Below are 26,295 nucleotides of genomic sequence, written 5' to 3'. Positions count from 1 at the left end.
GCGGGAGTCTCACCTGTCACGCTAGTCCCGCAGGAGTCTCGCATCTTCCACTTCAATTAACTTTTCATTGAAGATTTTTCAAGCCAAAAAGGGGCTGCCTGAAGGTCAATTTTCGACTTTCTGGACAGCCCCTTTTTTATTAAATCATATTACTTAATTTGCCGGATAATTGATAAGTAGTAAACTCGTTGGAACAAAAGGCTGGCCATTTGTAATTTGTACTATACTCAAAGAATTCTACTAATAAGCAATATCAATTAAAGGAGGAATTGTGAATGAAACAGCGTCACGAGGTTTTTTTCAAACAATTAGAAGGCATGAGAAACTACCTGCTGAAAGTGGCAGATGTCACTGAGGAGGAAGCGCAGATTGTACCTAAAGGTTTTAAAAATAATATCAGGTGGAACCTCGGCCATGTTTTCGTGGAACAATATGCATGGATTGAGAATTTAACCAAGGAAGAAGTTGATTTCCCTAAACATTTCAACGAATGGTTTGGTTGGGGCACATCTCCAGATGACTTTACCGCTGAAACTCCTTCACTCGAAGAATTGAAGCCGTTACTTAAAGAACAAATTGCTAATATTAAGGGAACATATGGTGATCGATTAGAAGAGGTATTTGAACCAACGCAGGGGATGGATACCCTTGAGCAAGTCCTTCTTTGGACGACTTTTCACGAGGGCATGCATCTGCAAACCATCTTGGATATAAAAAAAGTGTATGAATGCTTAATAGAAAATTAGGTGAGGACCAATAGTAAATGATCTTCCTTATATAAGCCCCTCCATTATTCCCAATTGTCCCCTCTCAGGCAGTTTATTCCCTATTTACTCTTCCTTCCCTTCATCAGCAAATTATCACTCTTTGTTGCAATTAATAGCTGATTTTGGACATATTTGGTGAACACTTTTCATGGAATTAAATGGATTGCACCATTAAAATAGGTTCAGTAGGAAAGTCTTATTTTAAGGGGAGATGCTGGTGAAAAGGAAGGGTTTGTATTCATTGCTTTGTGCAAGTATCATTGCCTCAACTTGTGCTGCACAAACGGCCTATGCTGCACCCATTCAGTTTGAAAAGGCGACCAAGGTGATTCAACAGGAGTACAATCTTAACTCGTTGTATGATAAAAACTTTAACAATTCCATTCAAAGAAGCCCATTGGAGCAAAGACTAAAGGATATACCCTTTCACCCGGAGAGTTTCGGCAATCTAAAGACTACTAATGATGAAGATCCTTTATATGAGATGGAATACAATGACGATTTTGATGCAGCCAATACAGCAAAATTTGAAAAAGCCATGGTCGGCCAATTGCTGCCTCTATATGATGTTGATATGTTTAAACTGACAGTTCCCGATAAAGGTGTCGTTTTAATCGGCGGCACAACCAACTCTACTGCCATACAGCTGTTGTTCGGGCTGTTTCAGAAGGATTATGCAGAAAACAACAACCTGGTTTATTTAGGGTACGATGATTCTGATCCGGAGGTTTTTGTAGAGGCATTTCGAGTGAACAAACCCGGCACTTATTACATAAATGCCATAGACTACGACAATCAAGACGACATTGATAACAATACAGAAGATGACCTTTACGCGGTAATCCCTGTATTTGTTGATGATGTAGCTCCATCAAAACCTGTCATTAATAAAGTAGATAACAATGATAAGGCAGTAACAGGAAAGGCAGAAGCCAATTCTACGATTTCGATCAAAAATGGTTCAAAAACGTTGGGTACCGGAATAACAACGTCAAAAGGGACTTTCTCAGTCAAAATAAGTGTTCAAAAAGCGAATACCAAATTAACAGTCACAGCAAAAGATAAAAGCGGGAATATCAGTTCACCAGCCACCGTTATCGTAGCTGATGTCATCCCGCCGACTAAGCCTACCATTAATAAGATTGATGACAATGATAAAGTGGTAAAAGGAAAAGCTGAAGCCAACTCTACCGTAACAGTACGCGCAAACAGCAAAACACTGGGGTCCAAAAAAGCGGACAGTAAAGGTAATTACAGTGTCATCATAAAACCGCAAAAAGCGGGTACAAATGTTTATGTTTATGCTACAGATAAAGCAGGCAACAAGAGTTCCAATGCGGTCAAAAAAGTAGTTAAGCATTAGTCTATAAATCTGTAAAGGGACTGGCAATAAATTTTGTCAGTTCCTTTTGATTTCATTTTATTTATTCATCATTCTTCCCATCTTTCAACCTTAGGATTTAGTATTGTTTAAAAGAGAATCGTGGTGTATTTAGGTGAAAAACAGGTTTTTCAACAGGTTGAATCAGTTCCTTCTCACCAGTTTGCTGAGCTTTTAAACAGGCGTCCGAGGTTATAGCAGCAATGTAACCATCCCATGATGAAGGACCGTTGGGTTTTCCTGTTTTTCTGATAGAATCCATAAAGTCCGGCATATTTCTCTCTGGCTCAAGCTCTTGAGATTAAAGAAGATGACCCTGTCATCAAGCTGGTACGCTTGCGATATGGGGGAACAGAACCTCTTCAGCATTCCACATCGTTCATCCCTTGGAAGATTGCTCCTAGCCTGATCCAGGAAGATTGTTCAGGTTCATTATTCCAATTGTTGAGAACCAAATTTGAGGTTGATATCTACCGATCTATGGAATCAATTGAGCCTATCTTAACCAATCAAACAATGAGTGAATTACTAAACATTCCTGTAGGATCCCCTTCGTTTTTATTGGAGTCCATCACATATTCAACCAAACAATCCCCCATCGAACTCTCCTCTAGCATTGTCCGTGGAGATCGTTCAAAGTTTGTGATGGAAAGTATTATGGAAAGTAACCAAAAGTATATTTTTAATAGTGATTAAGGATTTCTTAATAATTTTACTCACACTGAAAGATACAAAAGGCATGCAGACGATATTAAACGCCTGCATGCCTTTTCTCATTTAACTAACATCATTCTTCTCATCGTCCGATATAGCAGCTCCGTCCCCTTCGCAAGATCCTCCGGTGCAGAAAATTCCGCAGGATTATGGCTGATGCCGTCTTTGCAGCGGACAAAAATCATTCCGTAATCACACGCATAAGAGAGGATCAATGCATCATGGAAAGGCCCGCTCATGAGCTCTGGTGTTTCCAGTCCCATCTGTTTGCTTTCGTCGTGCATAATCTCCTTGATCCAGTCGGCACAATAACGCGGCTCACTGTTCGTATCTTCCTGAATCTCGTAGTTCAGCTGATACTTTTGACAGATCTCCTCAATTTCCTGCCGCAGCTGTTTCTCATATCGGTCACGGCGGTTTTGGTCAATGTCACGCAGGTCGACGGTAAACGTTACTTCTTCAGCAATGATGTTTCTTGAATTCGGAAAGACCTGTACATGGCCGACCGTTCCAACCGTTGGTGCTCCCGGTTCCTGCTTGACGATCCGGTTGAGAGCGAGTGTGATTTCTGAAGCTCCCAGCATAGCGTCCTGCCGCATCCCCATAGGAACGGAACCCGCATGCCCGGCAAATCCCTTCAGCTTGACCGTCCACCATAAAGGGCCAGAGATGCCAGTTACAACTCCAATAGGAAGATTAGATTTATCCAGCACTGGGCCTTGCTCAATATGAAGCTCCAAGAAAGCATGGATGCTTCCCGGCTGATATTGTGATTCATGAAACTTGGCCGGATCACAGCCGAAATCACGCAAAGCCTGTTCTCTTGTAACTCCATCCTGGTCCTTACGCATTAAATCTCCTTCATCCAGCTTACCCAGTATACCCCTGGACCCAAACAAGCCTCGGTTAAACCTCCATCCTTCTTCATCACAAAACGATACGACTTCGATCGGCCGGTCTGGTGTAATCCCCTGTTCCTTTAAGGTGGCTACAGCTTCAATGCCGGCAAGAACCCCAGCAGGCCCGTCAAAACGGCCTCCGTAAGGCTGAGAATCCAGATGTGAACCAATCATGAGCACCGGAGCCTTCCTATCCTTGCCTTCGATTCTGCCAATCAAGTTTCCAAAATGATCAATCCTGACAGACATCCCTGCTTCTTCCATCCAAGTACTTACAAGTTTAAAGGCTTCCTTTTCCAAAGGTGAAAGGGCCGGCCTGCATACACCTGTTTCCCCGATCTTTCCGATCTCGGCCAACTCTTGCAAATTGGCATTCAGCCGTTCACTATTGATCTGAATCTGTTCAACTTTCACAGTCATTCCTCCTTTTTCAACGTACAAAAAGGCTGCTGCAAATAACTCAACAACCTCTTTGTCTATTATTCTGCCGGTGTAAGATTTTTTTGCTGATGAAACATGATAGTCGAAAAATACTTTCTGGCATCTGCCGTTTGAATAAGAAGAACTTCCCTTTCTTGATTCGTAGTACCTGCACGTTCAAACTCTACTGCGGCACCATCAAGATTCTCTGACACTCTCGTAATCTGATATCCCTGATACAGGAGAAAATCTATTTTTTCCTTTTCCTCGAAATATTCCTGTGATGCTGACATACCCCATCCTCCTTTTCAAGAGTGTGACTACCGATTATTTGGAAAGCGCCGCCAGCTGTTTCTGCCCTTCGGCATTGAACCGTTTTCTTTTAATATAACGGCCTTTTCCCAATTTTCCGACAAACGTTTTATCTTTAATAACAAACTCGCCTCTGGATAAAACAGATACCGGCTCACCAGTGATCTTCATTCCTTCAAACGCGTTATAGTCAACGGCCATGTGATGCGTTTGCGCAGAAATAGTTCGTTCCTTTGTCGGATCAAAGATAACAAGGTCTGCATCACTTCCAACAGCGATCGTTCCTTTTTCAGGAAACAAACCAAACAGTTTTGCTGATCGGGTAGAAACAATGTCAACAAACTGGTTGAGCGTGATTCGGCCTTTTTTTACTCCCTCTGAAAAAAGGACAGAAAACCGGTCTTCGATGAACGGACCGCCGTTAGGTATCTTGGTGAAATCTCCCTTGCCAAGATCTTTCTGTCCGTTAAAATCAAACGAACATTGATCCGAACCCAGCGTCTGAAGCTGGCCGCTTTTTAAAGCATTCCATAACGGTTCCTGATGTTTCTTTTCCCGAAGCGGCGGGGACCAGACATATTTGGCTCCTTCAAAATCAGGCCTTTCCATTTCGGATTGATCAAGCACTAGGTATTGAGGGCATGTTTCTCCATAAACCTGGTAGCCTTTGCTTCTTGCTTCTGCAATTTTTTCGGCTGCTTCCTGACAGGATACATGAACCACGTACAGCTGAGAATCAGCCAGCCCTGTCATCATGCAGGCACGGCCAGTTGCTTCCCCTTCCAGTTCCGGTGGCCTCGTCAATCCATGATAGATGGGATCCGTCTTCCCTTCTTCGAGCGCTTTTTTAGTCAGAAAATCAATGACATCCCCGTTTTCAGCATGTACCATAACAAGGGCTCCCTGTTCTTTTGCCATAACCAGCGTCTTAAACAAGGTTTCATCATCTGCCTGAAGCACGTTCTTATACGCCATAAATACTTTAAATGAAGTGATGCCTTCTTCCTCTATTACCTGCGGAATCTCCTTCATTACCTCTTCGTTTATTTCCCCAATCATAAGGTGGAACGAATAATCGATTACGGCTTTATCCTTTGATTTGTTATGCCACGTTTCGATGGAATTCTTCAGTGGAACCCCTTTGTCAGTTAAGCAGAAATCGATAACCGTCGTCGTTCCTCCGAAGGCTGCAGCAATCGTACCGGTCTCAAAATCATCTCTGCTTACCGTACCGCCAAACGGCATCTCCAGATGGGTATGGGGATCGATGCCTCCCGGAAAGATATAGCATCCTTCAGCATCGATCACCTCCATGCCTTCACTTGGAAGGTTCTTTGCGATCATTGCTATCTTCCCGTTTTCAACGACAACATCTGCCACAAACGTATCAGATGCAGTTACGATTGTACCGTTTTTTATCACTTTTTTCATTTTGCTGCCTCCCGTTCATTATCTTTGTATCCAGCCAAAACCGTCTGGCGTTCGTTCCAAGTCATCGGAGGCTGCTCATGAGGAAGTTCAATCATGTCGATCGCACCTTCTTCAGGACATACAATCGAACAGAGGTTACAGCCTACACAGTCATCTTCTCGGACTTCCAAATATTTTTGCCCGTTAGGATCTGTAAGCATATCAATGCATTGATGAGAAGTATCTTCACATGCAATATGGCATTTGTTGCAATTGATGCAGACATCATTGTTGATGCGGGCGACAATCCTGTAGTTTAGATCCAGGTTGCCCCAGTCAGAATAACGTTCCACTGATTTTCCGATAATCTCCTGAACCGATGAGATTCCTTTGTCATCTAAGTAGTTGCTTAAGCCATCAATCATATCTTCTACAATGCTGAAGCCGTGATGCATGGCTGCTGTACAGACTTGTACGCCTCCTGCCCCCATCAGCATAAATTCCACTGCATCCCGCCATGTTGATATCCCGCCGATTCCTGAGATCGGCACATTGATGTAAGGATTCCTTGCACATTCGGCCACCATGTTCAAGGCGATCGGTTTAACCGCAGGTCCGCAATAGCCTCCATGTGCTCCCTTGCCTGCAACATGAGGAATCGTATTCCAGGTGTCGATGTCCACACCGGCTAAACTGTTGATCGTATTGATCATACTGATTGCGTCCGCTCCGCCTTGAACGGCTGCTTTAGCGGTAACCGTAATATCCGTGATGTTTGGTGTCAGTTTCACAATGACGGGCGTTCTCGCAGCTTCCTTCGCCCACATCGTCTGTGCCTGGACCAGATCAGGCTGCTGTCCTGAAGCTGCACCCATTCCACGTTCAGCCATACCATGAGGACAGCCGAAATTCAGTTCCAGTCCATCAACGCCCACATCCTCTACCCGCTTGACGATTTCGTGCCATTTTTCCCTTTTCGGTTCTACCATTAAAGAGGCGATAATGGCATGGTTTGGAAACCTTTTCTTCGTTTCATAGATTTCCTTAAGGTTTACTTCGAGGGGGCGGTCTGTGATCAGTTCTATATTATTGAATCCTGCTACTTTTTTCCCGTTAAAACTAACAGCTGCAAAACGGGCGGTTGTATTGATGATTGGTTCACCCAGCGTTTTCCATACTGCTCCTCCCCAGCCAGCTTCAAAAGCACGCTGAACCTGATACCCCGAATTGGTTGGCGGTGCAGAGGCCAGCCAAAATGGATTTGGTGATTCAATTCCTGCAAGGTTAATACGCAAATCTGCCATATAAAGACCCTCCTAAGTGATTTGATTGAAAAACAAATGGTTACGCGGTCTCAATTATGGAATTCTTTAACGTCTGATGAATCGCATAAGCTGCTCTTTTCCCTTGCTGTGCGGCTGTAACGACCATCGCTTCTCCCTGCCCGTCACCAAAAATAACATCACCAGCAGCAAACACTTTTTCATTGGAAGTTTGATAGGTTTCAAGGTTGACCTTAACCGTTCCCCACTGATGTTCGAGCCCAAAGGATTCAATCAGATTGGTATACCTTGTCTGCCCGATCGCCTTAATGACTGCGTCAACCTCCAGAATAAATTCAGATCCTTCGACCGGAACCGGCCTTCTTCGCCCGTCTTTTCCTGGCTCGCCAAGCTGCATGCGGATGCATTCCAGCTGCTTCACCTTGCCTTTTTCATCTCCAATGATTCGTTTTGGAGCGGTCAGCCACCGAAATTCCACATTATCCTGTTTTGCGAATTCAAACTCAAAATCGTATGCGGTCATTTCCTCCTGAGTCCGGCGGTAAAGGATTTTTACATTCTCCGCTCCCAAGCGAACGGAACACGTTGCCGCATCAATAGCTGTGTTGCCTGCCCCGATGACGGCTATCCTTTTGCCGATGTAAGCTTCAGAAAGTTCTTTTGTTTTAGTGTCTTCCACAAACTGAATAGCATCGTGGACACCGTCAAGATTTTCTCCTTCAATTCGGAGCATCGGTACCTTCGACATTCCCACAGCAAGTACTACAGCATCATATTCAGTAAGAACATCCGCTGCCTGAACATCTCTTCCGATCATCGTATTCGTTTTTATTTCTACACCGAGTTTTTCAACTTGCTGTACTTCCCATAATGAAACTTTTTGCGGCAGGCGGAAGGAGACGATGCCATACGTATTTAACCCTCCAGCCTGTTCTTTTGCTTCAAAAATAGTGACTTCATAGCCGAGCAGAGCAAGCTCTCGGGCTGATGACAAACCTGCAGGCCCGCCGCCGATCACAGCAACTTTTAAGCCGTTTTTCTCACCAGCCTTAAACAATGTCTGTTCGTTCTTGATCGCCCAATCTGTGGCATAGCGCTGAAGATCACCGATCATGATGGGTTTAGTGGAGTCGTTGAGTACACATGCTCCTTCACAGAGCTCCTCGGTCGGACAAACCCTTGCACAGCTTGCTCCTACAGGGTTCGATTCCATGATGATCCTTGCTGAACCCTTTAAGTTCCCAGATGCGATCTTTTTAATAAATGACGGGATGTTGATCCCGGTCGGACAGGCTTGAATGCATGGAGCATCATAACAATACAGGCACCTGTTCGATTCGTCCCTGGCTTCCGCTGGAGTCAATCCTGACCTTACCTCGTCAAAGTTTCGCTGAAGTTCTTGCAGTGAAATAAACGCTTGGCTTCCGTTACTCATTTTGTATGCCCCCTCTATTCTTTGGAATTAAGGCAAAAGCGTAGTCATTTCCTGATAGGTTTCAGGACGTCGGTCTCTAAAGAACTGCCAGGTATTTCTTACTTCACGGATCAATTCCTTGTCCATCTCACCAATGACCACTTCATCCTGATCACGGCTGCCCATGGCTACAAAATTCCCACGCGGATCGCAAAGGTATGATTGACCATAAAACTCCCCAAGGTTCCATGGACCTTCCGTTCCTACACGGTTGATCGCTCCGATATAATATCCGTTGGCAACCGCATGAGCTGGCTGTTCGAGCTTCCATAAGTATTCCGAAAGGCCAGCGACCGTGGCAGAAGGGTTAAACACGATTTCAGCACCGTTTAACCCTAGAAGTCTAGCTCCCTCCGGAAAATGGCGGTCGTAGCATATATAAACCCCTACCTTGGCAAACGCCGTGTCAAAAACCGGATATCCAAGATTACCGGGCTTAAAGTAATATTTCTCCCAGAAACCGTTGCCTTCATGGCCAACGTTCACTTGTGGAATATGATGTTTTCGGTACTTGCCAAGGTAGGAGCCGTCTGCATCAATCACTGCAGCTGTATTGTAATAGGTTGCAATCCCTTCTCTTTCATAGATTGGAAGCACAATCACGGTGCCCAATTCACGTGCCAATGCCTGAAATCTTCTGGTAGTAGGGCCGTTCGGAATTTCTTCCGCCGCATCATACCATTTGGCATTTTGTTCCGTACAAAAATAAGGACCATAAAAAATCTCCTGCAAACAGATGATTTGAGCTCCTTTTTCTGCGGCTTCCCTTACGAGTTTGATATGCTTTTCAATCGCCTGTTCCTTGTGAACCGACACGGATTCATTGCCATCTGCTTCATTGGAAGCTTGAATGAGACCAATCTTAACCATGTTTGACATCATATCTCCCCTTTTATTTAGTTGGTTAAAGTATCTAAAAAACAATAAGATGGATGTTGAACAACGATGAGGCATGAAACAGATTTTCATGTTAGCGGAAGGGTACAATTTGGTCTTACGTAATAACATTCTCCATGAACACTATGTAATCATTCTAAAATTCTGAATATTTTTACTATACATGCTTTCAAACAAATTTTCATTATACATTCCGTCAAATGTTGGAGCTGCTTTTCGTTACACTATGTTAAATTCACCTTTGAAGGAAACACCATGGCTCCTTTAGCTGGGAGCCATGGTGAAAATTTAAGGCTCATTTCTAAAAGATTGTTGCTTTGGGAACATTTTTGTAAAGAGCTTCATTGACAAGTTGATTGGAGTGGAAGGTGCAAGACTCCTCGAAAATGAATTTCACATTTTCTTCGTGCGATATAACGCTGCCGAAGCCTTCCTTGTCCTGCGGGACGAGCGTGACAGGTGAAACCCGCAGGCGCTTGCGCCGAGGGGTTCAGCGCACGCCCCGCGGAAAGGGAGCAGCCTGAAACGGAAATCAACCACTCCCAAGGGCAACAAGGTTACGAAAACAGCCAAATTTAAAGGGTAAAGATGGCTTCTTTCAGTCTTTTTACAAGAAAGGCTGCATCCTCATCCGTAATATTCAGAGGGGGAGCAAGAGTAAGCACATTATTAAAGCCCGCAACCGTGTCTCCGTTTTTGCCGATCAGGAGTCCTTTCGCCTTGCACGCACTGATGACTCCGTTAACCTGGTCTACTGACAGCGGTACTTTCGTTCTTTTATCCTGAACAAGCTCTATGCCGAAAAGCAGTCCCTTCCCTCGGACGTTTCCAACATAAGGATGTGCTTCAAGTTCAGACAGCTCCTTTAATAGCTCTGCCCCCTTCTCTCTGGAGCGTTCGATCAGATTTTCGTTTTCCATGATCTCCAGGTTTTTCAGGGCGACTGCACAGCAAGCCGGATTTCCTCCAAACGTATTGACGTGGCGGAAATGATCATACTCTCCGTCTCCTTTAAATGCCTCGTAGATCTCACGTTTTACAGCTGTTGCAGACAGCGGCAAGTAAGAACTTGTAATCCCTTTTGCCATGGTCACAATATCAGGCTGCACGCCGTAATTCATGAAACCGAACGCCTTACCCGTCCGTCCAAAACCGTTGATGACTTCATCAGAGATGAGCAGGGCACCGTGTTTTTCACAGATTTCTTTTACTTTTTTCATATAGGAATCATGCGGGATGAGGACACCGCCTCCAGTAATGATCGGTTCCATAATGACACCCGCAATGGTTTCCGAAAGCTCCCATGTCATCACCCGGTCAATCTCAGAAGCACATTCTTCACTGTAGGACTCGGCATTATGATAATCAGGGAACCGGTAACTATCAGGTGGAGCAACATGGAGAAAGCCCTGTCCGAGCGGTTCGTATTTGTACTTACGCTGCGCCTGCCCGGTTGCCGCAAGAGCACCCATGGAGTTGCCATGATATCCTCGGTAGCGGGCAATGAATTTATAGCGTCCTTGCTCGCCCTTCTGCTGATGGTACTGCCTTGCGATCTTAAAGGCTGTCTCATTTGCTTCTGATCCGCTGTTTGAGAAAAAGATAACATAGTCACCGCCAAGCCATTGATTCAGTTTTTCACCTAATTCTATGGCTGGCTGGTGGCTTTGTGTCAGGGGGTAATAAGGCAGCTCTTTTAATTGGCTGTAAGCGGCTTCGGCCAGCTCTTTTCTCCCGTATCCCACATTGACTGACCACAGACCTGCCATTCCATCCAGATATTTTTTGCCTTCATTGTCTGTAATCCATGATCCGTCTGCTGATTTCACGACCATGGTAGAAGGGTTATACCGTTTCATAGAATGCCAGATAAACTGTTCATCTTTTTGCTGAAGAAGATCCCTTTGCTCGGTTTGCATCACAGTCTCTCCTCTCAAATTAAACAAAACGGGAAGTGATCATTTTTTTCTTTGTAAAAAAGTTTAGGCCGTCCTTACCGTTCGCATGCAAATCTCCATAGAACGAATCCTTTGCCCCGGAAAACGGAAAGAATGCCATTGGAGCTGGCACACCAACATTAACGCCAAGCATGCCAGGCTCAGCTTCTTCACGGAATTGGCGCACAGCTTTTGCATCCTGTGAATAGAGGGTAGCTGAGTTTCCAAACCTTGATGTGTTGACAATTTCCAGCGCCTCATCCAAATCGGCAGCCCTAAGAATACTGAGAACCGGAGCAAACAACTCTTCCCGAGCAATCATCATATCAGGTGTTACCTGGTCAAAAATCGTTGCCCCAAGAAATGTTCCGTCAGCATGGTTGCCCATATCTTCTCTTCCGTCCCGCACTAATACAGCGCCTTCTTCCTTGCCTTTTTCGATTAAGCCCAATACTTTTTCACGGTGGCTCTGACGGATGATCGGTGTCAGCAGAACATCCTCATCCATGCCATATCCCATTTTCATTTCATCCGCTTTATCCTTTAATGCTTGAACAAAGGTATCCTGATGGCCGACTAATACGACAGCGCTGCACGCCATACAACGCTGGCCAGCACTTCCGAACGAGGAACTTAGGACGTTCTGGACCGCTTTATCCAGATCAGCATCCGGCAAGACGATATGATGATTCTTTGCCCCTGATAATGCCTGAACTCTTTTTCCTTTAGCTGCTGCTTTTTCATAGACGTACTTCGCCACTGGCTGAGAGCCGACAAACGAAACCGCTTTCACATCTTCGTGCTCAATCAATCCGTTAACGACATCGTGGGCACCATGGACAATATTGAAGACTCCTTCTGGCAATCCTGCTTCTGCCAATAGCTCTGCAAGACGGTTAGCAAGAATTGGTGTTCTTTCAGAAGGCTTAAGTACAAACGTGTTTCCGCATGCGATCGCCAGCGGAAACATCCAGCATGGCACCATCATCGGGAAGTTAAAAGGTGTTATGCCTCCTACAACACCGAGCGGATATCTAAACATTTCTGAATCTATGTCTTCAGCGATACTGCCAAGGGACTCACCCATCAAAAGGGATGGAGCTCCACAGGCAAACTCAACACATTCAATGCCGCGAAGTACTTCCCCATAGGCTTCTTTATAGCTTTTGCCGTTTTCCATAACGACAAGCTGTGCAAGCTTGTCGTGGTTTTCTGTTAACAGCTGCTGGTATTTAAATAATACTCGGGCACGCTTTGGCACGGGAACCTTCTTCCAAGTTTTAAACGCTTCTTTCGCTGCCTGCACTGCCTGTCCTACCTCTTCCTTCGTCGAGATTGGCACGCTTGCAAGAACTTCACCCGTAGCCGGGTTGGGCACATCGAGAAATTCAGAGGCCGATGAATCCACCCACTGGCCTTTTACGAAATTTTTAAGCGTTTGAGCTTTATTTGTCAACACTGTCATAAAATTACCCCCCGTAACAATTTTTAAAATATTCTAAACTTTCCAATTCTATTATATCTGTATAATACACAACTTTCATTAGACATAACGTAAAATGGTTTCCCTTAATTGGTATACATAATGGTAAATAAAAAGAGACTGATATAGGTTCAGCCTCTACAGTTCCATATATTCATGAGCCATCGCGGCAAATTCAAGGGCTTGGCGCTTTCCGGGTTCCATAAAGTCTTTGCCAAGCAATTCCTCCAGCTGCTTAATCCTGTGGTACAAGGTCTGCCTGACAATAAAAAGATGGCCGGCTGTTTCTTGCTTGGAACCGTTGCACATTAAAAATACCTTCAGTGTGTTCAGAAGTCTTGTATTATTCTTTGTGTCGTATTCAATCACAGGCTTGAGATAATCTTGAATAAAATCATCGAGCTCTTGCTTGTCCTGAATCATGGAAATCAGGCGGTACATGTGGAGATCGTCATAAAGCGGACTGATTTTTCCTTTTGCAAGTTTGGTTTGAAGCATTAACGCCTTCTGAGCTGTATCATAGCTTTTATCCAGTGCACTTAGTCTGCTTATCCATTTACCGACCGCCATAAATAGCAAAGGAATATTCTGATTTTCCCTTGCCAGATGGATTCCTTTGCGCACCCTTTCTTTGTATGAAGAAGCATCCCTAAGATTAATGAGGATAAAGATGAGATGGTCGCTTTTTACATAGGGCAGGATATAAAAACCGAGTGGTTCGAAAATGGACCGGATAACAATCTGTATGTACGGATATTGTGTTTCAGTAAAACCGGCCTCTCCGTTTTCCAATTCAACACAAAAAACAGACGCCCCTTGATGCCGGCCTTTCATTCCCAAATATACGAGATGCTTTTCGATCTCCTCGTCACGGTGGCGTCCCTCCAGCCACTCTTGCATCCAGCTGTTTTCTTCCGCTCTCTTTTTTTCAGCGGTATACATCTCCCGGAGCAGCTGGTTGGCAAGGGCTGTAGCCGTCCGGTCTGCCAGGAGGATGTGCAGATCAGTAATCGGCTGGTCTTTCGAACAGAGAATCAGCTCTGCGAATAGATGGTCAAGTGCCTGGATGGGCTGCCTTACCACAGAGGAGCTTTCCTGGTTTTTTTCAATAAAATCCAGCCATTCTTCCTGCTCTGGAGAATCCACGGCAGGGAACAGTGTCACGTTTTTCTGGCTGTGTATAAAAACCACCTGCATCTTGACGGATTGGTGGAGAAGTTTAAGTATATTTTCCTGTGGATTTGAGCTCAGCAGCAGCTGATTCAGCGCTTGTGAAAAACTCTCAAGCTCTGTGATCATCTTAAAATGCTGCTGGATGAGATAAGTATGCAAGTCCTGGGTAATATCGATGAAACGGACTTCTTCTTCAAACAATATGATGGGAAGCCCGTGATTTTCAGCAGCTTCAAGAACCGATGCCGGCACAGCCGACAGTTGAGTTCCAAGCTCGATGCATAAACCAGAAACATTCAGCTCAATAAGTTCCAGCACAAAGGAAAGAAAGGCTTGTTCGTTGTCTTTCCATGCCATACCTGTCGAAAGAATCAGCTCGTTTCCGTTGAGGAGATTTCCGATCTGAGCGACCTCCATCACATGAACCCATTTGACGAGACGGTTCAGCCCTTTGCTGCCGGCGGCTACTTTCGCTTTGGAAAAAGTACTCCTCTTCAGTACATCATTTATGGTCAATTTCAGATGAAGAACGATACCGGCACCCACTTTCCGTCAGAATATTTTTCTCTTTTATTTTACAACACCCGCTCCCTTTGGGCTAATTATTATCAATATTTGAATTATCTTCCGAGTCGCTATCGTAAGTATGAGTGAAACTGAAATCCGTGTGGGTTGAAACAGTGCTTCCGGTGTTGCCAAAACCAGAACCCGCATAAAATTTTTCATTTCTTTTCGGATTAATAACCAGGCTATTACCAATGGTAAATACGCCGCTTTCCCGAACGGTATTGATATTAACAGCTCCGACAGTCGCAGGCATCCATAACTCCTCCTTACCTTTTTAACCTATCCTATGTAATATTCTTTGAAAGGGTCTTTTCTTTTCAAAAAGAAAAGACCTCCTATAAGAGGCCTTCACTGTTTTCTTAAGGAATGGCATAGATATCAACGTTAAATTCTTGATCGTTTGTTTGTTCCGGGTTGGCGATGTAGATGTCTTTCACAGTTTTAATATCTGTTACTGATCCGTCTTTCAGGTCATTAAAAATGGTTTCATCGAAACCCAGTTTATCATCATGCATCACATCGAACTGAGCGTTTTTGGGACCTGACGTGACGGTCCATTTCAGTTTGCTGGCATAGGTAGGAATGTTCTTCAGTGAGAAGTTGTCGCTGGATCTATGGTCCTGTCCTGGCTTCGGTGTACCATATGATGAAATGGTCCCCACTTTTACAGGAGCCTTTACTTGTACGTAAAACGGATCATCATCCAATATACGGTCATAGGCATACCAGGCAGCAAGCCATCTTCCTGCCGCATTATTGGATTCCTTTGGTATGAGTTTGACCGAAAACCAATCCTGGCCATTTGTTGATGACCCTTCCCAAGTGGAAGCAAATGGGAATTCATCGCATTCTTTACCTGTCCGGTCTTCATCCTTAAATTCCTTGTTGCATACGGATCTAGTCTTAGCCCTGTTTTTTGCATATTCTTCGGGATGCCTTTTCGTATACATACGTGTAAGAGGACGGTCTCCCAATGCTCCAGGTATTTTTTTCCCTAACTTATAAGGTTTGGTCTTCTCCGGATGATCCATTGCAAACTTCCAATGTTCACCTGCTTCTTTTAGAGGAGCGAATTCTGCCTTGGTAATAGGTACATTTAAGACGGCATCCGTTTTACTAAATATCGCTCCCTGCCAAAAATGCTGGTCGGGAAAAGCAAACATGTATTTTGCTGAATCAAAACGAACTCTTTGTTTAATACCATCAATGGTTTTAGTAAACTTCCTAGGTGCATGCTTAATGGTGAGTTTGGGCCAGAAATCCATATACCCGATCTGATCAGGGTTATAATCACTGGCCGGAGGAGCATCCGAAAGGAATGTTTTCAAACCAAAGTTTGTGTTTTTCCACTGTGCAATGGTCCGTTCTATGGCAGGAGTCTTTGAATCCGGTTTGCAGTCACCTGCATTGATTTTAGCCTGACAAACCACATCAATTTTCAGTTTGGCTCCGTTTAACGAAGGATTGGTAACAAGGATATCATCAATGCTGTAATATACTCTCATTTTCCTGCTTTGATTCGATCCGTATCCGATTTCTGTGAATTGAATCTGCACACCGTCATAGGTACAAAATCCAAAGCGGCATGACCTTGGTATCTGGTAAGTAGCCACATGGGACCAACAGAAAGAATAATGATTTTTTATATAACCTGTTTTTGAGCCGCTGGCTGGGTTGTTTCGGCACTCTTCCACAGTACTGATATGATCATAATCAAATGCCGGGGGCTCCCAGCCCAACGCAGTAAACATTGGCGGTCCCATCTTTGATTCATCTGCCGAGTTGCTTTGCTTGTCTTCTTTTCTTAGCTCTTCCAGGGTCTGAACTCTTTTTAGAGTTTTTTCCTGAATCGTTTCCTCGCTATACCTTTCTACAGATTTCCCTTCCTTCATGAGCATTGTTGCCTGTTTCATCTTCTCTTTACCGCTTTGATGCCAATAACCTCCTCCGTTTGGATTTGATTGTGCCTCTGCTGGTGTAACTATCCCAATGATCAAAAATAACAAGAGTGCAGCGGAAACGATCAGCCTGTACGACCTGGACACATTACCTCCTCTTTTATTTTGATTTGGAAACCAGGGCTTTAAAAAAAGGAAGGGCTTTGTTCCCCGCATATCGACCTAGTACTCCCCTTTTACATCCTCCAAATCGGAGTCATATTACTATACAAACATATCATTTACAATACATCCCATAGAAAATACTTCCAAAATACCAATCAACTTTTTTCAATTGAAATGAACTAGGTAAATAGATTAACTGCAAAGGTCATAGTAAAAAGCATCCTCCTCTGAATCGGAGAATGCTTTTTACTGAAAATATTATTTTACCCAAGAACCAACTATCGGATATTGGTAAGGGCGGTCATTTAATGCACGGAAAATTCCCACTAAAGGGGCGATGATAGCCATTAATCCAAAAACAATCAAGAATGGCAAACCGATGAGTACCCATGAGAAGAATGCCGAGATAGCGATTAACACCCCAATTACAATATGGAAGAGCGCAGCTTGAAGCGCCAGGCTTTTCACTTCCCGATCAGATATCAAAAGGTAAACGATCAGCGGTACGAGTATAGGTGCAAACCACGTACTGGCGTGAATAAGAATTCGAAGTCCTTTATGTTCCAATTATCATAAACTCCTTTTTCTGCTGTAATAAACTATATGTTTAGTTTATTTGATTTCCCCCCATTTTGTAACTCGCCTTGAGTCTAATTTTACATACGCCTCAAGTCTTATGAGTAGAAGCGGAATGTGCTTGATGCTGCCAGCGCTGAAGCTGCTCCATTCCTTTACGGCCATTCAGCAGCTGTCCTGCCAGTGCCGTTCCTTCGGCCATGGAAGAGGTATGCCCAAGTATATAGAAGCGCAGCCCTGCGTTTAGAACCACTTGATTCCGATAAGGGGCAATCTCTCCTGATTTTTCTCCTGCTAGTACTCTTTGAATAATTGTACATTGCACATCAGGAGTCAGGTTCTCTTTGTTTACTTCCTTTGCATGCTTTAATCCATAGTCCTCCGGATTAATAATGATAGATTCACTTTTCTCTTGGGTTACTTCATAAATAAAGCTGCTTCGGTGTACAGGAAGATCTTCTGAACCTTCCACCCCCTGCACGATAAATGCTTTTTCATAGGTTAGCCGCTGAAGGCTGGGTATGATTTTATTGACTGCCGATCGATGAAAAACACCAAGGATAATGTATTTGGCACTCGAAATATCCAGCAGCTTCTCAACCGTGTTCATGATTGTCCGCACGCCGATTTCTTTGCGTATTCTTCTTAATGAACCAAGCGGTGGACAAAGCTTTTCCGTCCACCCAAACCCAATCTTTGTCTGATCAAGAGAAGATTCCACTTCTTCCAAGCTATGCGCGATCGGAACCTTTAAATGGTCCAATATTGTTTTTAATGAAGTTCCGTGTTTAGGAGGAAGCGATTCATCCGCATGCAGAAACACTGGCAATCCTTGCTGTGATAACAGGATACTTACAGGAATCGTGGCGGCAAATGAGTTTCTGCCATTGTAAGGGCCACCGCAGTCTAGTATCTTTCGAGTGGTCTGCTGCGTCAAATGCTTGGTATGGTTTCGGAATTCATGAATAAAAGCGAGAAGTTCATCCGGAGTTTCCATCTTGATGCGTTCGGCCATAAAAAATGCGGCGATTTGGGCATCCGTTGCCTCCCCTGAAGCAATGCACGCAGCAGCTTTAAGCGCCTCTTCATACGTGAGGTCTTTGGCACCCCGTTTTCCTCGTCCTACTTCTTTAATCCATTGCTGCATATCCGTCACCTCTCATATCTGTTAATTTTAGAATTATCTCATTTTTTAGCCTGAAAGGAAAATAAAAAGGGGCTGTCCAAGAAGTCTGTAAGCTGTTGATTTCCGTTCCAGGCTGCTCGCTTTCCGCGGGGCGTGCGNNGACTTTCTGGACAGCCCCTTCCTGTTTCTCAATTACAGCATTCCGAGCATTTTTTTGGTGGCCGGACCCACAATTCCGTCGACTTTCAGTTTGTTGGCTTTCTGGAATTTGCGAACAGCCGAATCGGTATTTTTCCCGAAGATACCGTCAATTCCTTTCGTGCTGTATCCTTTATTGGTAAGTGTTCTCTGCAGCTCTTTCACTTCGGTTCCTTTGCTGCCAAGCTTCAGGTTCACAGAAGAATGTGCAGGAAGTGAGGATGATTTCAGACCGTTTGCCGCTGCTATGGAATCATAAGATTTGCTCGAACTCGCTATCACCACAGGTGTATTCACTTTCACCTTGCTGAAGAGCCATTGTACTTCGTTGTTGTACATGCGGATACAGCCGGCACTGGCATAGGTGCCAATGGAATTCGGGTTGTTGTTTCCGTGAATAGCGTAAGTGGTACCCCATGTCCCTCTGGCATTTAATCCCAGCCAACGGTTTCCAAGCGGATTCCTCGGATCTCCTCCAGGAATATGGCCAGAGTAGTACGGCCGGTTAACGATTTTGTTTACAATTTTGAACTTTCCTTCAGGCGTAAAAGACCTTTCTCGGCCAGTAGCCACTTTGAACACACTGTTCAGCCTGCTGTTTTCATAGTAGGCCAGTTCATTCTTTGATTTGTTGATGATAATGAATTGGCTTACTCCAGCTGCACTGGCAGGCTGAGCAAAAAACAACACAAAACTGAACGTTAAGAGGAGCGCTAAAAATTTCTTCATCTGTTCCCTTCCTTACTTTAAATTTACGTTTGTTGCCAAACAATAAATCATATGCTCCTCCACAGGATTAAGATTACAATTTTTACAAATTTATTTCATTTCAATGAAAAACGCTTCTTCGGTATCTTGTTAAAGTTACCAACCCTCTTTCTTTTGGAAAGAAGTCATTGATAATCTGGTGAATTGATCTTATCCTTAGATAAACAAGAGGATGAAAGGAGTAAACCATGAGCACCTTCAAGAAACAGCAGAATGGCATCTTCCCCTCAGTCTGCCCTCTGGATTGTCCGGATCAATGCGGTCTGCTTCTACATAAAACAGATGGGAAAATAACGAGAGTTCAGGGAGATCCAAATCATCCCGTTACAAAAGGGAACATCTGCAACAAAGTAAGAAATATGCCGGAACGAATCTATGATTCGAAGCGGCTGACCACTCCTTTAAAACGGACAGGCCCTAAAGGGTCGGGGCAATTTGAACCAATTACATGGGACGAGGCAATAGAATCAATCGCCTCCAAATGGAAGAATCTTATAGCATCTGAGGGTCCTGAGAGCATTCTTCCCTACAGTTTTTATGGAAACATGGGGATATTGAGCGCTGAAGGCATGGACAGGCGTTTCTTTCACCGTCTCGGTGCCAGCCGCCTGGACCAGACTATCTGTTCAGTGGCAGGATCGGTTGGCTATAAATACACAATGGGAGGAAGCTTTGGAATCGATCCTGAAGACACCATCCATTCAAAATTAATCATCTTTTGGGGGATAAATGCAGTCAGCACCAACATGCATCAGGTCGCACTGGCGCAAAAAGCACGAAAAAACGGAGCGAAAATCGTCGTTATTGATGTCCATAAGAACCGGACAGGTATTCTAGCAGACTGGTTTATTCCTATTCTTCCGGGAACAGACAGTGCTCTTGCTCTCGGCTTGATGAACCTCCTTTTTGAAGAAGGCCTGGCGGATCTGGAGTTCTTGCAAGAATACTCCATCGGCTATCAAGAACTCCGGGAACATGTAAAACAATATGATCCCCATACCGTAGCAGCGATTACCGGAATTCCGGTTGACGATTTAAAGGAACTTGCAGCGCTATACGGTACCGTCTCACCTTCTTTTATCCGCATCGGAAACGGTCTGCAGCATCATGACAATGGCGGTATGGCTGTCCGTACCATCGCATGCCTTCCAGCCATAACAGGGCAATGGCTTGTAAAAGGCGGTGGCGCGATAAAAGGAAACTCCGGCTACCTTGCCCACAATACAGCAGCGGTTCAACGGCCAGATCTGCTTAAGAATAAAGGGACACGCGTCATTAACATGAACCAGATCGGAAGTGCTTTGCTTGACTTAAAGCCGCCCATCTCATCGATGTTTGTATACAATTGCAATCCAGCTGTAGTAGCTCCGGAAGGGAATAAAGTACGCAAAGGGCTGGAACGGGAAGATCTGTTCATTGTCGTTCACGATCTGTTCCTGACCGAAACAGCATCCTATGCGGACATCGTATTGCCCGCTACCTCATCGTTTGAAAACACGGATTTTTATACGTCCTACTGGCACAAATACACTCAGATACAGGAACCTGTAATCGAGCCATATGGGGAAAGCAAGTCCAATCCCGATGTTTTCCGCCTACTGGCCGAAGCGATGGGGTTCCAGGATGATGTGTTTACAGATTCTGATGAAGAAATGATTGAACAGGCGTTCCATTACCCGGCCAATTCATATATTGAAGACATTGATCTGCAGGCGTTAAAAGAAAATCAGTTTGTCAAAGCAAAAAACACACCATTGTTTCCAGGAAGACTCCCGACACCAAGCGGGAAAATCGAGCTGTATTCCAAAAAGATGGAGGAAGACGGCTACCCAGCACTGCCGACGTATATTCCACTTCCTGCTGACGGTGATCATCCATTTTTATTCGTACCGGGACCCAATCATAATTTCTTAAACTCGACGTTCAGTAATAACGATAAACATATCCAGTTGGAAAAAACACCTCAGCTGCATATCAATTCCAGAGATGCAGCTGAACTGGACATTGAAAACGGAGAAATGGTAAGAATATGGAACAAACGTGGAGAATGCTTGCTGCAGGCATCCATCGGTGAAAACGTTCTGTCCGGAGTAGCGGTTACACAGGGGCTTTGGGCAGACCTTCCTAGTACAAAACAGTTAGTCAACGTTCTAACGCCTGACCGGGTCGCCGATATGGGCGGCGGTGCGACTTTTTTCTCCGGACGGATCAGTATTGAAAAAATACAATAAATAACCAATAGGAGGAAACGATGTATCAGAGCAGCATCCGGCCAAAAAATGATGACCGAAAGAACGTGAATACGACTTTGAGCCAGTCATTGTATAAGGAATTAAAAGCATTGGCAGCAAAGCTTGACAGACCTGCAAACGACCTTCTAGAAGAAGGCATGAGGCACGTACTAGAAAAATATAAAAATAAGAGGACTTCAAAATAAGCAAAAAAATAAAGGATGTACGCCCCGCTCATGAGGTGTACATCCTTTTGCTTGTTTCAGGCTGATGCAAGTACAATTGAAGATTGATCCTGCCATCTGATGAAACAGATATCCCTTCACTCTCGAGAGAAAACCGTTGCACAGCGTGCATTTCTTCGTCTGTAAACCCGATTTCTCCCTTTGCATTGATGACCCGATGCCAAGGAAGGCGATGCTTTTTACTCATCGAATGAAGAATTCTCACAACCTGTCTTGCACCGCGGGGACTTCCAGCGAGGCGGGCGATCTGTCCATAAGTCATGACTTTTCCTTCAGGTATTTGTTTTATGATATGAAGTGCACGGTCAGTAAACGTCATAGATACATACCTTTCAACGAGAGGTTTACTGTTAGTGTACAACAAAAATTCGGTACAACCCAGTGAGAGCTGTACCTAAAAAACTAAATCTGCCGTTCTTTGATAAATCCACGCTTACTCATAAAGTTAACAATCTCTTCTCAATAACATTCAGGATTGTCAAAATAGACCGCATGGCCAGCTTCAATACTAACAAGCTCTATGTTCGGTCTTTTTGACACCATTTCCTGAGCATGCTCAGATGATAGCACTCTGCTTCAATAAGGCCGGAACGGTTGAGGCGGTCCATTCTTTCCAATAGTCCCCGTTTAGTTCACGTTGTGAGCGGAGGATGTCCTCCACGTCGAATGGAAGCCCCCACCTTTTCAATGTTGAGATGATTCAGCAGAGCAATCGCGTCTTCAATATACAAGTCATTTTCATAGCTTGACGGACGGCCGGATTCACAGTGCCCCCTCTGATCAAGCGCAATCATACGGCAGACTTCCTGAATATGTTCGGCTAATCCTTCTGCAAAGCGCCCTTCATTCATGTGTCCATGCAATGCGATAAGAGTCGTACCTTCCCCGCCAAAGTCCAAGTAGGATAGTCTTGTGTCCGGCCCATCGAAGAACAACCGTTTATGATTTGTTTTCTTTTTGATCATCATGCATCACCTTCTTTCCAATTGTTCGATCAATACAAATCAAACATGTTGACTTCATATCCTTGTTGCTTCAAATAGTTAAACAGCTGCGCCCGGTGATGCTGAGCGTGCGTTACGATTTCGATCAGCCATTTGGCTTGCACAGTCCCGTGATCTAAATAAAACGGCTTCGTTTTCTTTTGAAGAAATTCTTCATCCGGCAGCTGTTCCATGTAGCTTCTTACATCCTTCAGCCCGTTTTTCATCCTCGCGATCCATTGTTCTGGCTCGTGATCAGCGGCAGCCTCCGCTTCAAGTTCCCGCACCTCTTCTTCGCCTTTCTCCTGTAGGATCAGAAGGTCAGTAGAAGGCACGGAAACGAGATGCAGCACCAGTTCATGCAAAGATCTCATGTTATCTCTTGGCCGGTAATCCAAGTGGTTCGTTGATATTTTACCGATTAAATTTGTTGAAGTTCTTACAATCAGGTCCAATTCTTCGAGAAGCATCTCTTTCAATTCCTTAATTTCCTGCATTTTGCTCACTCCATTTCGCTTTTTTGATTTCCTTAAGCGCTTATTCACTTGTTGTGATTTCATTGTAGCTTATAATAGTGACAGGGAATGTCATAAATAAAATATGGGGAAAATTAAGATGTCAAAATCGAAGCGTATCCTGGAATTAATGATGACCGTAAACCGAAGAAGAAAGTTTACTGTAAAAGAACTGGCTCAGGAATTCGGCGTCTCACAGCGCACGATCCTCCGCGATTTGCAAGAGCTAAGCGAGCTGGGTGTCCCTCTGTATTCAGAAGTAGGCCCTCATGGAGGCTATCAGGTGCTGAATGAAAGGATACTGCCCCCCATCGCGTTTACGGAAGAAGAGGCAGTCTCCATTTTTTTTGCAGGCCACGCCCTGCGCCATTTTTCATCATTGCCGTTTGAAACGGAATACTCTTCAGCGCTAAACAAGTTTTATTTTTATATGTCCGGTGAAGTCAGGGACAGGATTGATGAGATGAAGAATCGTGTAGACATCATCACCCCGCATCGGAGCTCAAAATCTCCCTATCTGTCTGCTCTTCTGGCAGCATCCATCCAGCAAAAGGTAATTGAGGTAGAGTATGCATCAAGAGGTGAAACCACAAAAAGGGAGATCCAGCCGATCGGAATTTATGCGAGCAATGGGTTATGGTACTGTCCTGCTTATTGTTTCCTCCGCAACGAATTTCGGCTCTTCCGCTGCGACCGCATTCAAAATGTTGGCGTTCCATCGAAAAAAATGGAACCGATGGACTTTTCCTCGCTTCACTTAGGAAACAGAAGATCCTACAACCAGCCAGGAGAAAAACTGGTTAAGCTTATTGTTGAACTGAACAAGGAAGGTGTCCAGCAGTGTGAATCAGAAATTTGGGCAGCTCCCGAGCTAGGGACACGAAACGATGGCACAGGATGGCTGGAGTGCTCAATTCCGATAACCGACCTTGACTATTTTGCGGAATTTTTTATTGGAATGGGTAAAAAAGCGAGGGTTAAACAGCCTCAAGAATTGCTGGAGCTCATGAGGATCCGGCTGAGGGAATTATTGCACCTTTATAAATGAAAAGAAAACCAGGCCCATTTTGAAACCAGGCCTGGTTTTAGTTACGTAAAGTATTCAATTTTCGCATTAGGAAAGTATTTGTCGATGTCTGACTCCAAACTTTCCCGCAGTTCGAGCTCTTCTTCTTTGCTGTAGATATATTTTCCGATTCCGTAACGGCCCCATTTGTAGCGCCGCTCTTCTTCGTTCATCTCAAGCTTTGTTTTAGGATAGTTTTTCTCGATGACGCGTTTGGCAGGCTTTGTAAAGCGATGCTGAATCATCTCAAATGTAATGTCATCCCTGGCACTTTGCGGCAGTGCTGCATCCAGCTTTTCAAACAGCTGGCGATAGCCTTCCTGCCAGCTTTCATGAATATAGATGGGAGCGACGATAAAACCAAGAGGATATCCGGCTTCAGCGACCTTCTTTGCAGCCTCGATCCGCATGTCGAGAGGGGATGTTCCCGGTTCAAAATATTTGATGACATAATCGGCATTCACACTGAAACGGAACCGTGTGCGTCCGTTATGCTTTGCATCCAGCAGATGATCTACATGATGAAATTTCGTAACAAACCGCAAACGGCCCAGATCAGACTGGCCAAAATATTCAATCGCGTGCTTCAATGTATGAGTCAGATGATCGATCCCCACAATATCGGACGTACAGGAAGCCTCAAACCGTGTGATCTGGGGAGCTCTTTCTTCCATATATTTTTGAGCCTGCTCCAATATTTCTTCCACGTTCACATAGGTGCGGATATACGGTTTACTTCCCATCGTTGTCTGTAAATAACAGTAGTGGCAATGACCCATGCACCCGGTGGCAAAGGGAATGGCATACTCAGCTGACGGTTTGGACGAATCAAAATTTAAAGTCTTCCGCACGCCCACAACAAGAGTTGATTTGGCATTTCTGTATTTTTGCAGGTCGTTATCTCCCGGGATATTCCGTACCTGATTATGTGAAGTTGTTTCCCGGATCTCTAGTCCCATATCTTCAAATTTTTTTTTAAGCCGAACTCCTAGAGGGTACTCCAGCGCTCTTGGTTCTATGTAAACCAGCTGCGGTACAAAAGGTTTTATCAAAAGTACATCCTCCTTTTACTGATACTGATCATAATCAAAGATTTCTTTATAGTGCTGCTCAGCTTCTTCGAAAGTGTTATAAACAGCATCATCATCGGCCAGCAGATGATAGGACTCGTGCAAAAACAGTGCCACTTCATTCTCATGTTCAGGATGCTGTACAATTTCAGCCTGTGTGATGTTTGCTACATTTGGCGTATGCGGGTTTCTGTAGATGACGAAGACTTGATCACCGGCTTGATATTCCCTTTTCTTCATGTTGATCCATTCCTTCCTCAAAAACTGCTTTCTGTTACTATCCTTGCCCTCACCTTCTCTTTTTATGTTAGGCTTTGTTAAAGCATATTGTTGATTTTCAATTATATTGGGCATCGCATACTGATGCTAAAAGATGCCCTCAAGTCTTTTTCTCCAATAATAAGGGGTGATCGCTGGCGATGATAAGAGCCGGCTGATTTGTGAAACAAATGAAGCGCCCGAAAAGGCGGTTCAATAACACCCCACTAAAAATCAACAACATTGACTAACAGAACTTTATGTTAAAAAAGTATAGAAAAAAGGGGCTGTCCAAGAAGTCTGTAAGCTGTTGATTTCCGTTCCAGGCTGCTCGCTTTCCGCGGGGCGTGCGGTGAGCCTCTTGGTGCAAGCACCGGCGGGAGTCTCACCTGTCACGCTAGTCCCGCAGGACAAGGAACGCTGCGGCAGCGGTGCATCGCACGAAGAAAATGTGATTTTCATTTTCGAGGATCTCGCAC

Annotated in this window: 25 protein-coding genes; 6 read left to right on the top strand and 19 right to left on the bottom strand. The window is 44.4% G+C overall.

Annotated features, from left to right (window positions below):
- Positions 1 to 275: 275 nt before the first annotated feature.
- The 3 genes from P4361_RS23075 to P4361_RS23330 all read left to right on the top strand — a co-directional run bounded on the left by P4361_RS23075 (position 276) and on the right by P4361_RS23330 (position 2,844).
- The gene (locus P4361_RS23075; protein ID WP_053358223.1) at positions 276 to 746 is read left to right on the top strand and encodes a DinB family protein; all 471 of its coding nucleotides are present in this window, start codon (positions 276 to 278) and stop codon (positions 744 to 746) included.
- A gap of 238 nt (positions 747 to 984) precedes the next feature.
- Complete coding sequence (locus tag P4361_RS23070) at positions 985 to 2,130, top strand: Ig-like domain-containing protein (protein ID WP_328091222.1); 1,146 nt, start codon at positions 985 to 987, stop codon at positions 2,128 to 2,130.
- A 354-nt stretch (positions 2,131 to 2,484) separates the two neighbouring features.
- Positions 2,485 to 2,844: a GntR family transcriptional regulator gene (locus tag P4361_RS23330; protein WP_425590307.1), complete on the top strand. Its 360-nt coding sequence runs from the start codon at positions 2,485 to 2,487 to the stop codon at positions 2,842 to 2,844.
- Between the two features lie 77 nt (positions 2,845 to 2,921).
- Here the strand turns inward: P4361_RS23330 and P4361_RS23065 are convergent, their stop codons facing one another.
- The 14 genes from P4361_RS23065 to P4361_RS23000 form a co-directional block, all read right to left on the bottom strand.
- Positions 2,922 to 4,181, bottom strand: a complete 1,260-nt coding sequence (locus tag P4361_RS23065) for a M20 family metallo-hydrolase (RefSeq protein WP_328091221.1) — start codon at positions 4,179 to 4,181, stop codon at positions 2,922 to 2,924.
- A 59-nt stretch (positions 4,182 to 4,240) separates the two neighbouring features.
- Positions 4,241 to 4,474, bottom strand: a complete 234-nt coding sequence (locus P4361_RS23060; RefSeq protein WP_328091219.1) for a hypothetical protein — start codon at positions 4,472 to 4,474, stop codon at positions 4,241 to 4,243.
- A 34-nt stretch (positions 4,475 to 4,508) separates the two neighbouring features.
- Positions 4,509 to 5,924, bottom strand: coding sequence for a dihydropyrimidinase (hydA, locus tag P4361_RS23055; protein ID WP_328091217.1), 1,416 nt, complete (start codon positions 5,922 to 5,924; stop codon positions 4,509 to 4,511).
- The gene (gene preA / locus P4361_RS23050) at positions 5,921 to 7,207 is read right to left on the bottom strand and encodes an NAD-dependent dihydropyrimidine dehydrogenase subunit PreA (protein ID WP_053358205.1); all 1,287 of its coding nucleotides are present in this window, start codon (positions 7,205 to 7,207) and stop codon (positions 5,921 to 5,923) included. Before preA ends, hydA begins: the two co-directional genes overlap by 4 nt.
- Positions 7,208 to 7,247: 40 nt before the next feature.
- Positions 7,248 to 8,621 (bottom strand): NAD(P)-dependent oxidoreductase, encoded by a 1,374-nt coding sequence (locus tag P4361_RS23045; RefSeq protein WP_328091216.1) that lies wholly within the window; start codon positions 8,619 to 8,621, stop codon positions 7,248 to 7,250.
- A gap of 27 nt (positions 8,622 to 8,648) precedes the next feature.
- Complete coding sequence (locus tag P4361_RS23040) at positions 8,649 to 9,539, bottom strand: nitrilase-related carbon-nitrogen hydrolase (protein ID WP_328091215.1); 891 nt, start codon at positions 9,537 to 9,539, stop codon at positions 8,649 to 8,651.
- A gap of 593 nt (positions 9,540 to 10,132) precedes the next feature.
- Positions 10,133 to 11,479: an aspartate aminotransferase family protein gene (locus P4361_RS23035; RefSeq protein ID WP_328091213.1), complete on the bottom strand. Its 1,347-nt coding sequence runs from the start codon at positions 11,477 to 11,479 to the stop codon at positions 10,133 to 10,135.
- A 16-nt stretch (positions 11,480 to 11,495) separates the two neighbouring features.
- Entirely contained in the window at positions 11,496 to 12,959 is a 1,464-nt protein-coding gene (locus P4361_RS23030) for a CoA-acylating methylmalonate-semialdehyde dehydrogenase (RefSeq protein WP_328091212.1), read from the bottom strand.
- Between the two features lie 156 nt (positions 12,960 to 13,115).
- A complete protein-coding gene (locus P4361_RS23025; protein WP_328091211.1) occupies positions 13,116 to 14,696 on the bottom strand; it encodes a PucR family transcriptional regulator in 1,581 nt (526 codons plus the stop codon).
- Between the two features lie 52 nt (positions 14,697 to 14,748).
- Complete coding sequence (locus tag P4361_RS23020) at positions 14,749 to 14,970, bottom strand: spore germination protein (protein WP_053358199.1); 222 nt, start codon at positions 14,968 to 14,970, stop codon at positions 14,749 to 14,751.
- A gap of 106 nt (positions 14,971 to 15,076) precedes the next feature.
- Positions 15,077 to 16,762, bottom strand: a complete 1,686-nt coding sequence (locus P4361_RS23015) for a NucA/NucB deoxyribonuclease domain-containing protein (RefSeq protein WP_328091209.1) — start codon at positions 16,760 to 16,762, stop codon at positions 15,077 to 15,079.
- Positions 16,763 to 17,038: 276 nt separating this feature from the next.
- Entirely contained in the window at positions 17,039 to 17,347 is a 309-nt protein-coding gene (locus P4361_RS23010; RefSeq protein ID WP_062235577.1) for a DUF4870 domain-containing protein, read from the bottom strand.
- A 100-nt stretch (positions 17,348 to 17,447) separates the two neighbouring features.
- Complete coding sequence (locus P4361_RS23005; protein WP_328091208.1) at positions 17,448 to 18,503, bottom strand: anthranilate phosphoribosyltransferase; 1,056 nt, start codon at positions 18,501 to 18,503, stop codon at positions 17,448 to 17,450.
- A 171-nt stretch (positions 18,504 to 18,674) separates the two neighbouring features.
- Positions 18,675 to 19,409, bottom strand: a complete 735-nt coding sequence (locus P4361_RS23000; protein WP_328091207.1) for a L,D-transpeptidase family protein — start codon at positions 19,407 to 19,409, stop codon at positions 18,675 to 18,677.
- A gap of 227 nt (positions 19,410 to 19,636) precedes the next feature.
- Between P4361_RS23000 and P4361_RS22995 the strand changes: the two genes are divergently transcribed.
- Positions 19,637 to 21,679: a molybdopterin oxidoreductase family protein gene (locus tag P4361_RS22995; protein ID WP_328091206.1), complete on the top strand. Its 2,043-nt coding sequence runs from the start codon at positions 19,637 to 19,639 to the stop codon at positions 21,677 to 21,679.
- Positions 21,680 to 21,699: 20 nt separating this feature from the next.
- Entirely contained in the window at positions 21,700 to 21,885 is a 186-nt protein-coding gene (locus P4361_RS22990) for a ribbon-helix-helix domain-containing protein (protein WP_053358194.1), read from the top strand.
- Positions 21,886 to 21,913: 28 nt separating this feature from the next.
- Here P4361_RS22990 and P4361_RS22985 read toward each other — a convergent pair whose 3' ends face one another.
- The 3 genes from P4361_RS22985 to P4361_RS22975 all read right to left on the bottom strand — a co-directional run bounded on the left by P4361_RS22985 (position 21,914) and on the right by P4361_RS22975 (position 23,404).
- Complete coding sequence (locus tag P4361_RS22985) at positions 21,914 to 22,243, bottom strand: MGMT family protein (protein WP_328091205.1); 330 nt, start codon at positions 22,241 to 22,243, stop codon at positions 21,914 to 21,916.
- Positions 22,244 to 22,556: 313 nt separating this feature from the next.
- On the bottom strand, positions 22,557 to 22,892 hold the full coding sequence (locus P4361_RS22980) for an alpha/beta fold hydrolase (RefSeq protein WP_328091204.1): 336 nt from the start codon (positions 22,890 to 22,892) through the stop codon (positions 22,557 to 22,559).
- A 26-nt stretch (positions 22,893 to 22,918) separates the two neighbouring features.
- Positions 22,919 to 23,404 (bottom strand): DinB family protein, encoded by a 486-nt coding sequence (locus tag P4361_RS22975; protein ID WP_328091203.1) that lies wholly within the window; start codon positions 23,402 to 23,404, stop codon positions 22,919 to 22,921.
- A 118-nt stretch (positions 23,405 to 23,522) separates the two neighbouring features.
- Here P4361_RS22975 and P4361_RS22970 point away from each other — a divergent pair, with 118 nt between their 5' ends.
- A complete protein-coding gene (locus P4361_RS22970; RefSeq protein WP_328091202.1) occupies positions 23,523 to 24,470 on the top strand; it encodes a YafY family protein in 948 nt (315 codons plus the stop codon).
- Positions 24,471 to 24,511: 41 nt separating this feature from the next.
- On the opposite strand, the gene splB is transcribed toward P4361_RS22970, so the two are convergent.
- Positions 24,512 to 25,540, bottom strand: coding sequence for a spore photoproduct lyase (gene splB, locus P4361_RS22965; protein ID WP_328091201.1), 1,029 nt, complete (start codon positions 25,538 to 25,540; stop codon positions 24,512 to 24,514).
- Between the two features lie 15 nt (positions 25,541 to 25,555).
- Complete coding sequence (locus P4361_RS22960) at positions 25,556 to 25,798, bottom strand: transcriptional regulator SplA domain-containing protein (protein ID WP_053358188.1); 243 nt, start codon at positions 25,796 to 25,798, stop codon at positions 25,556 to 25,558.
- Between the last annotated feature and the right edge of the window lie 497 nt (positions 25,799 to 26,295).

This window comes from Fictibacillus sp. B-59209 (genome assembly GCF_036216745.1).
Classification (GTDB): domain Bacteria; phylum Bacillota; class Bacilli; order Bacillales; family Fictibacillaceae; genus Fictibacillus_C; species Fictibacillus_C marinisediminis.
Note: the sequence above shows the minus strand (reverse complement) of the source record. Positions and strands in the feature narration are given on the sequence as shown.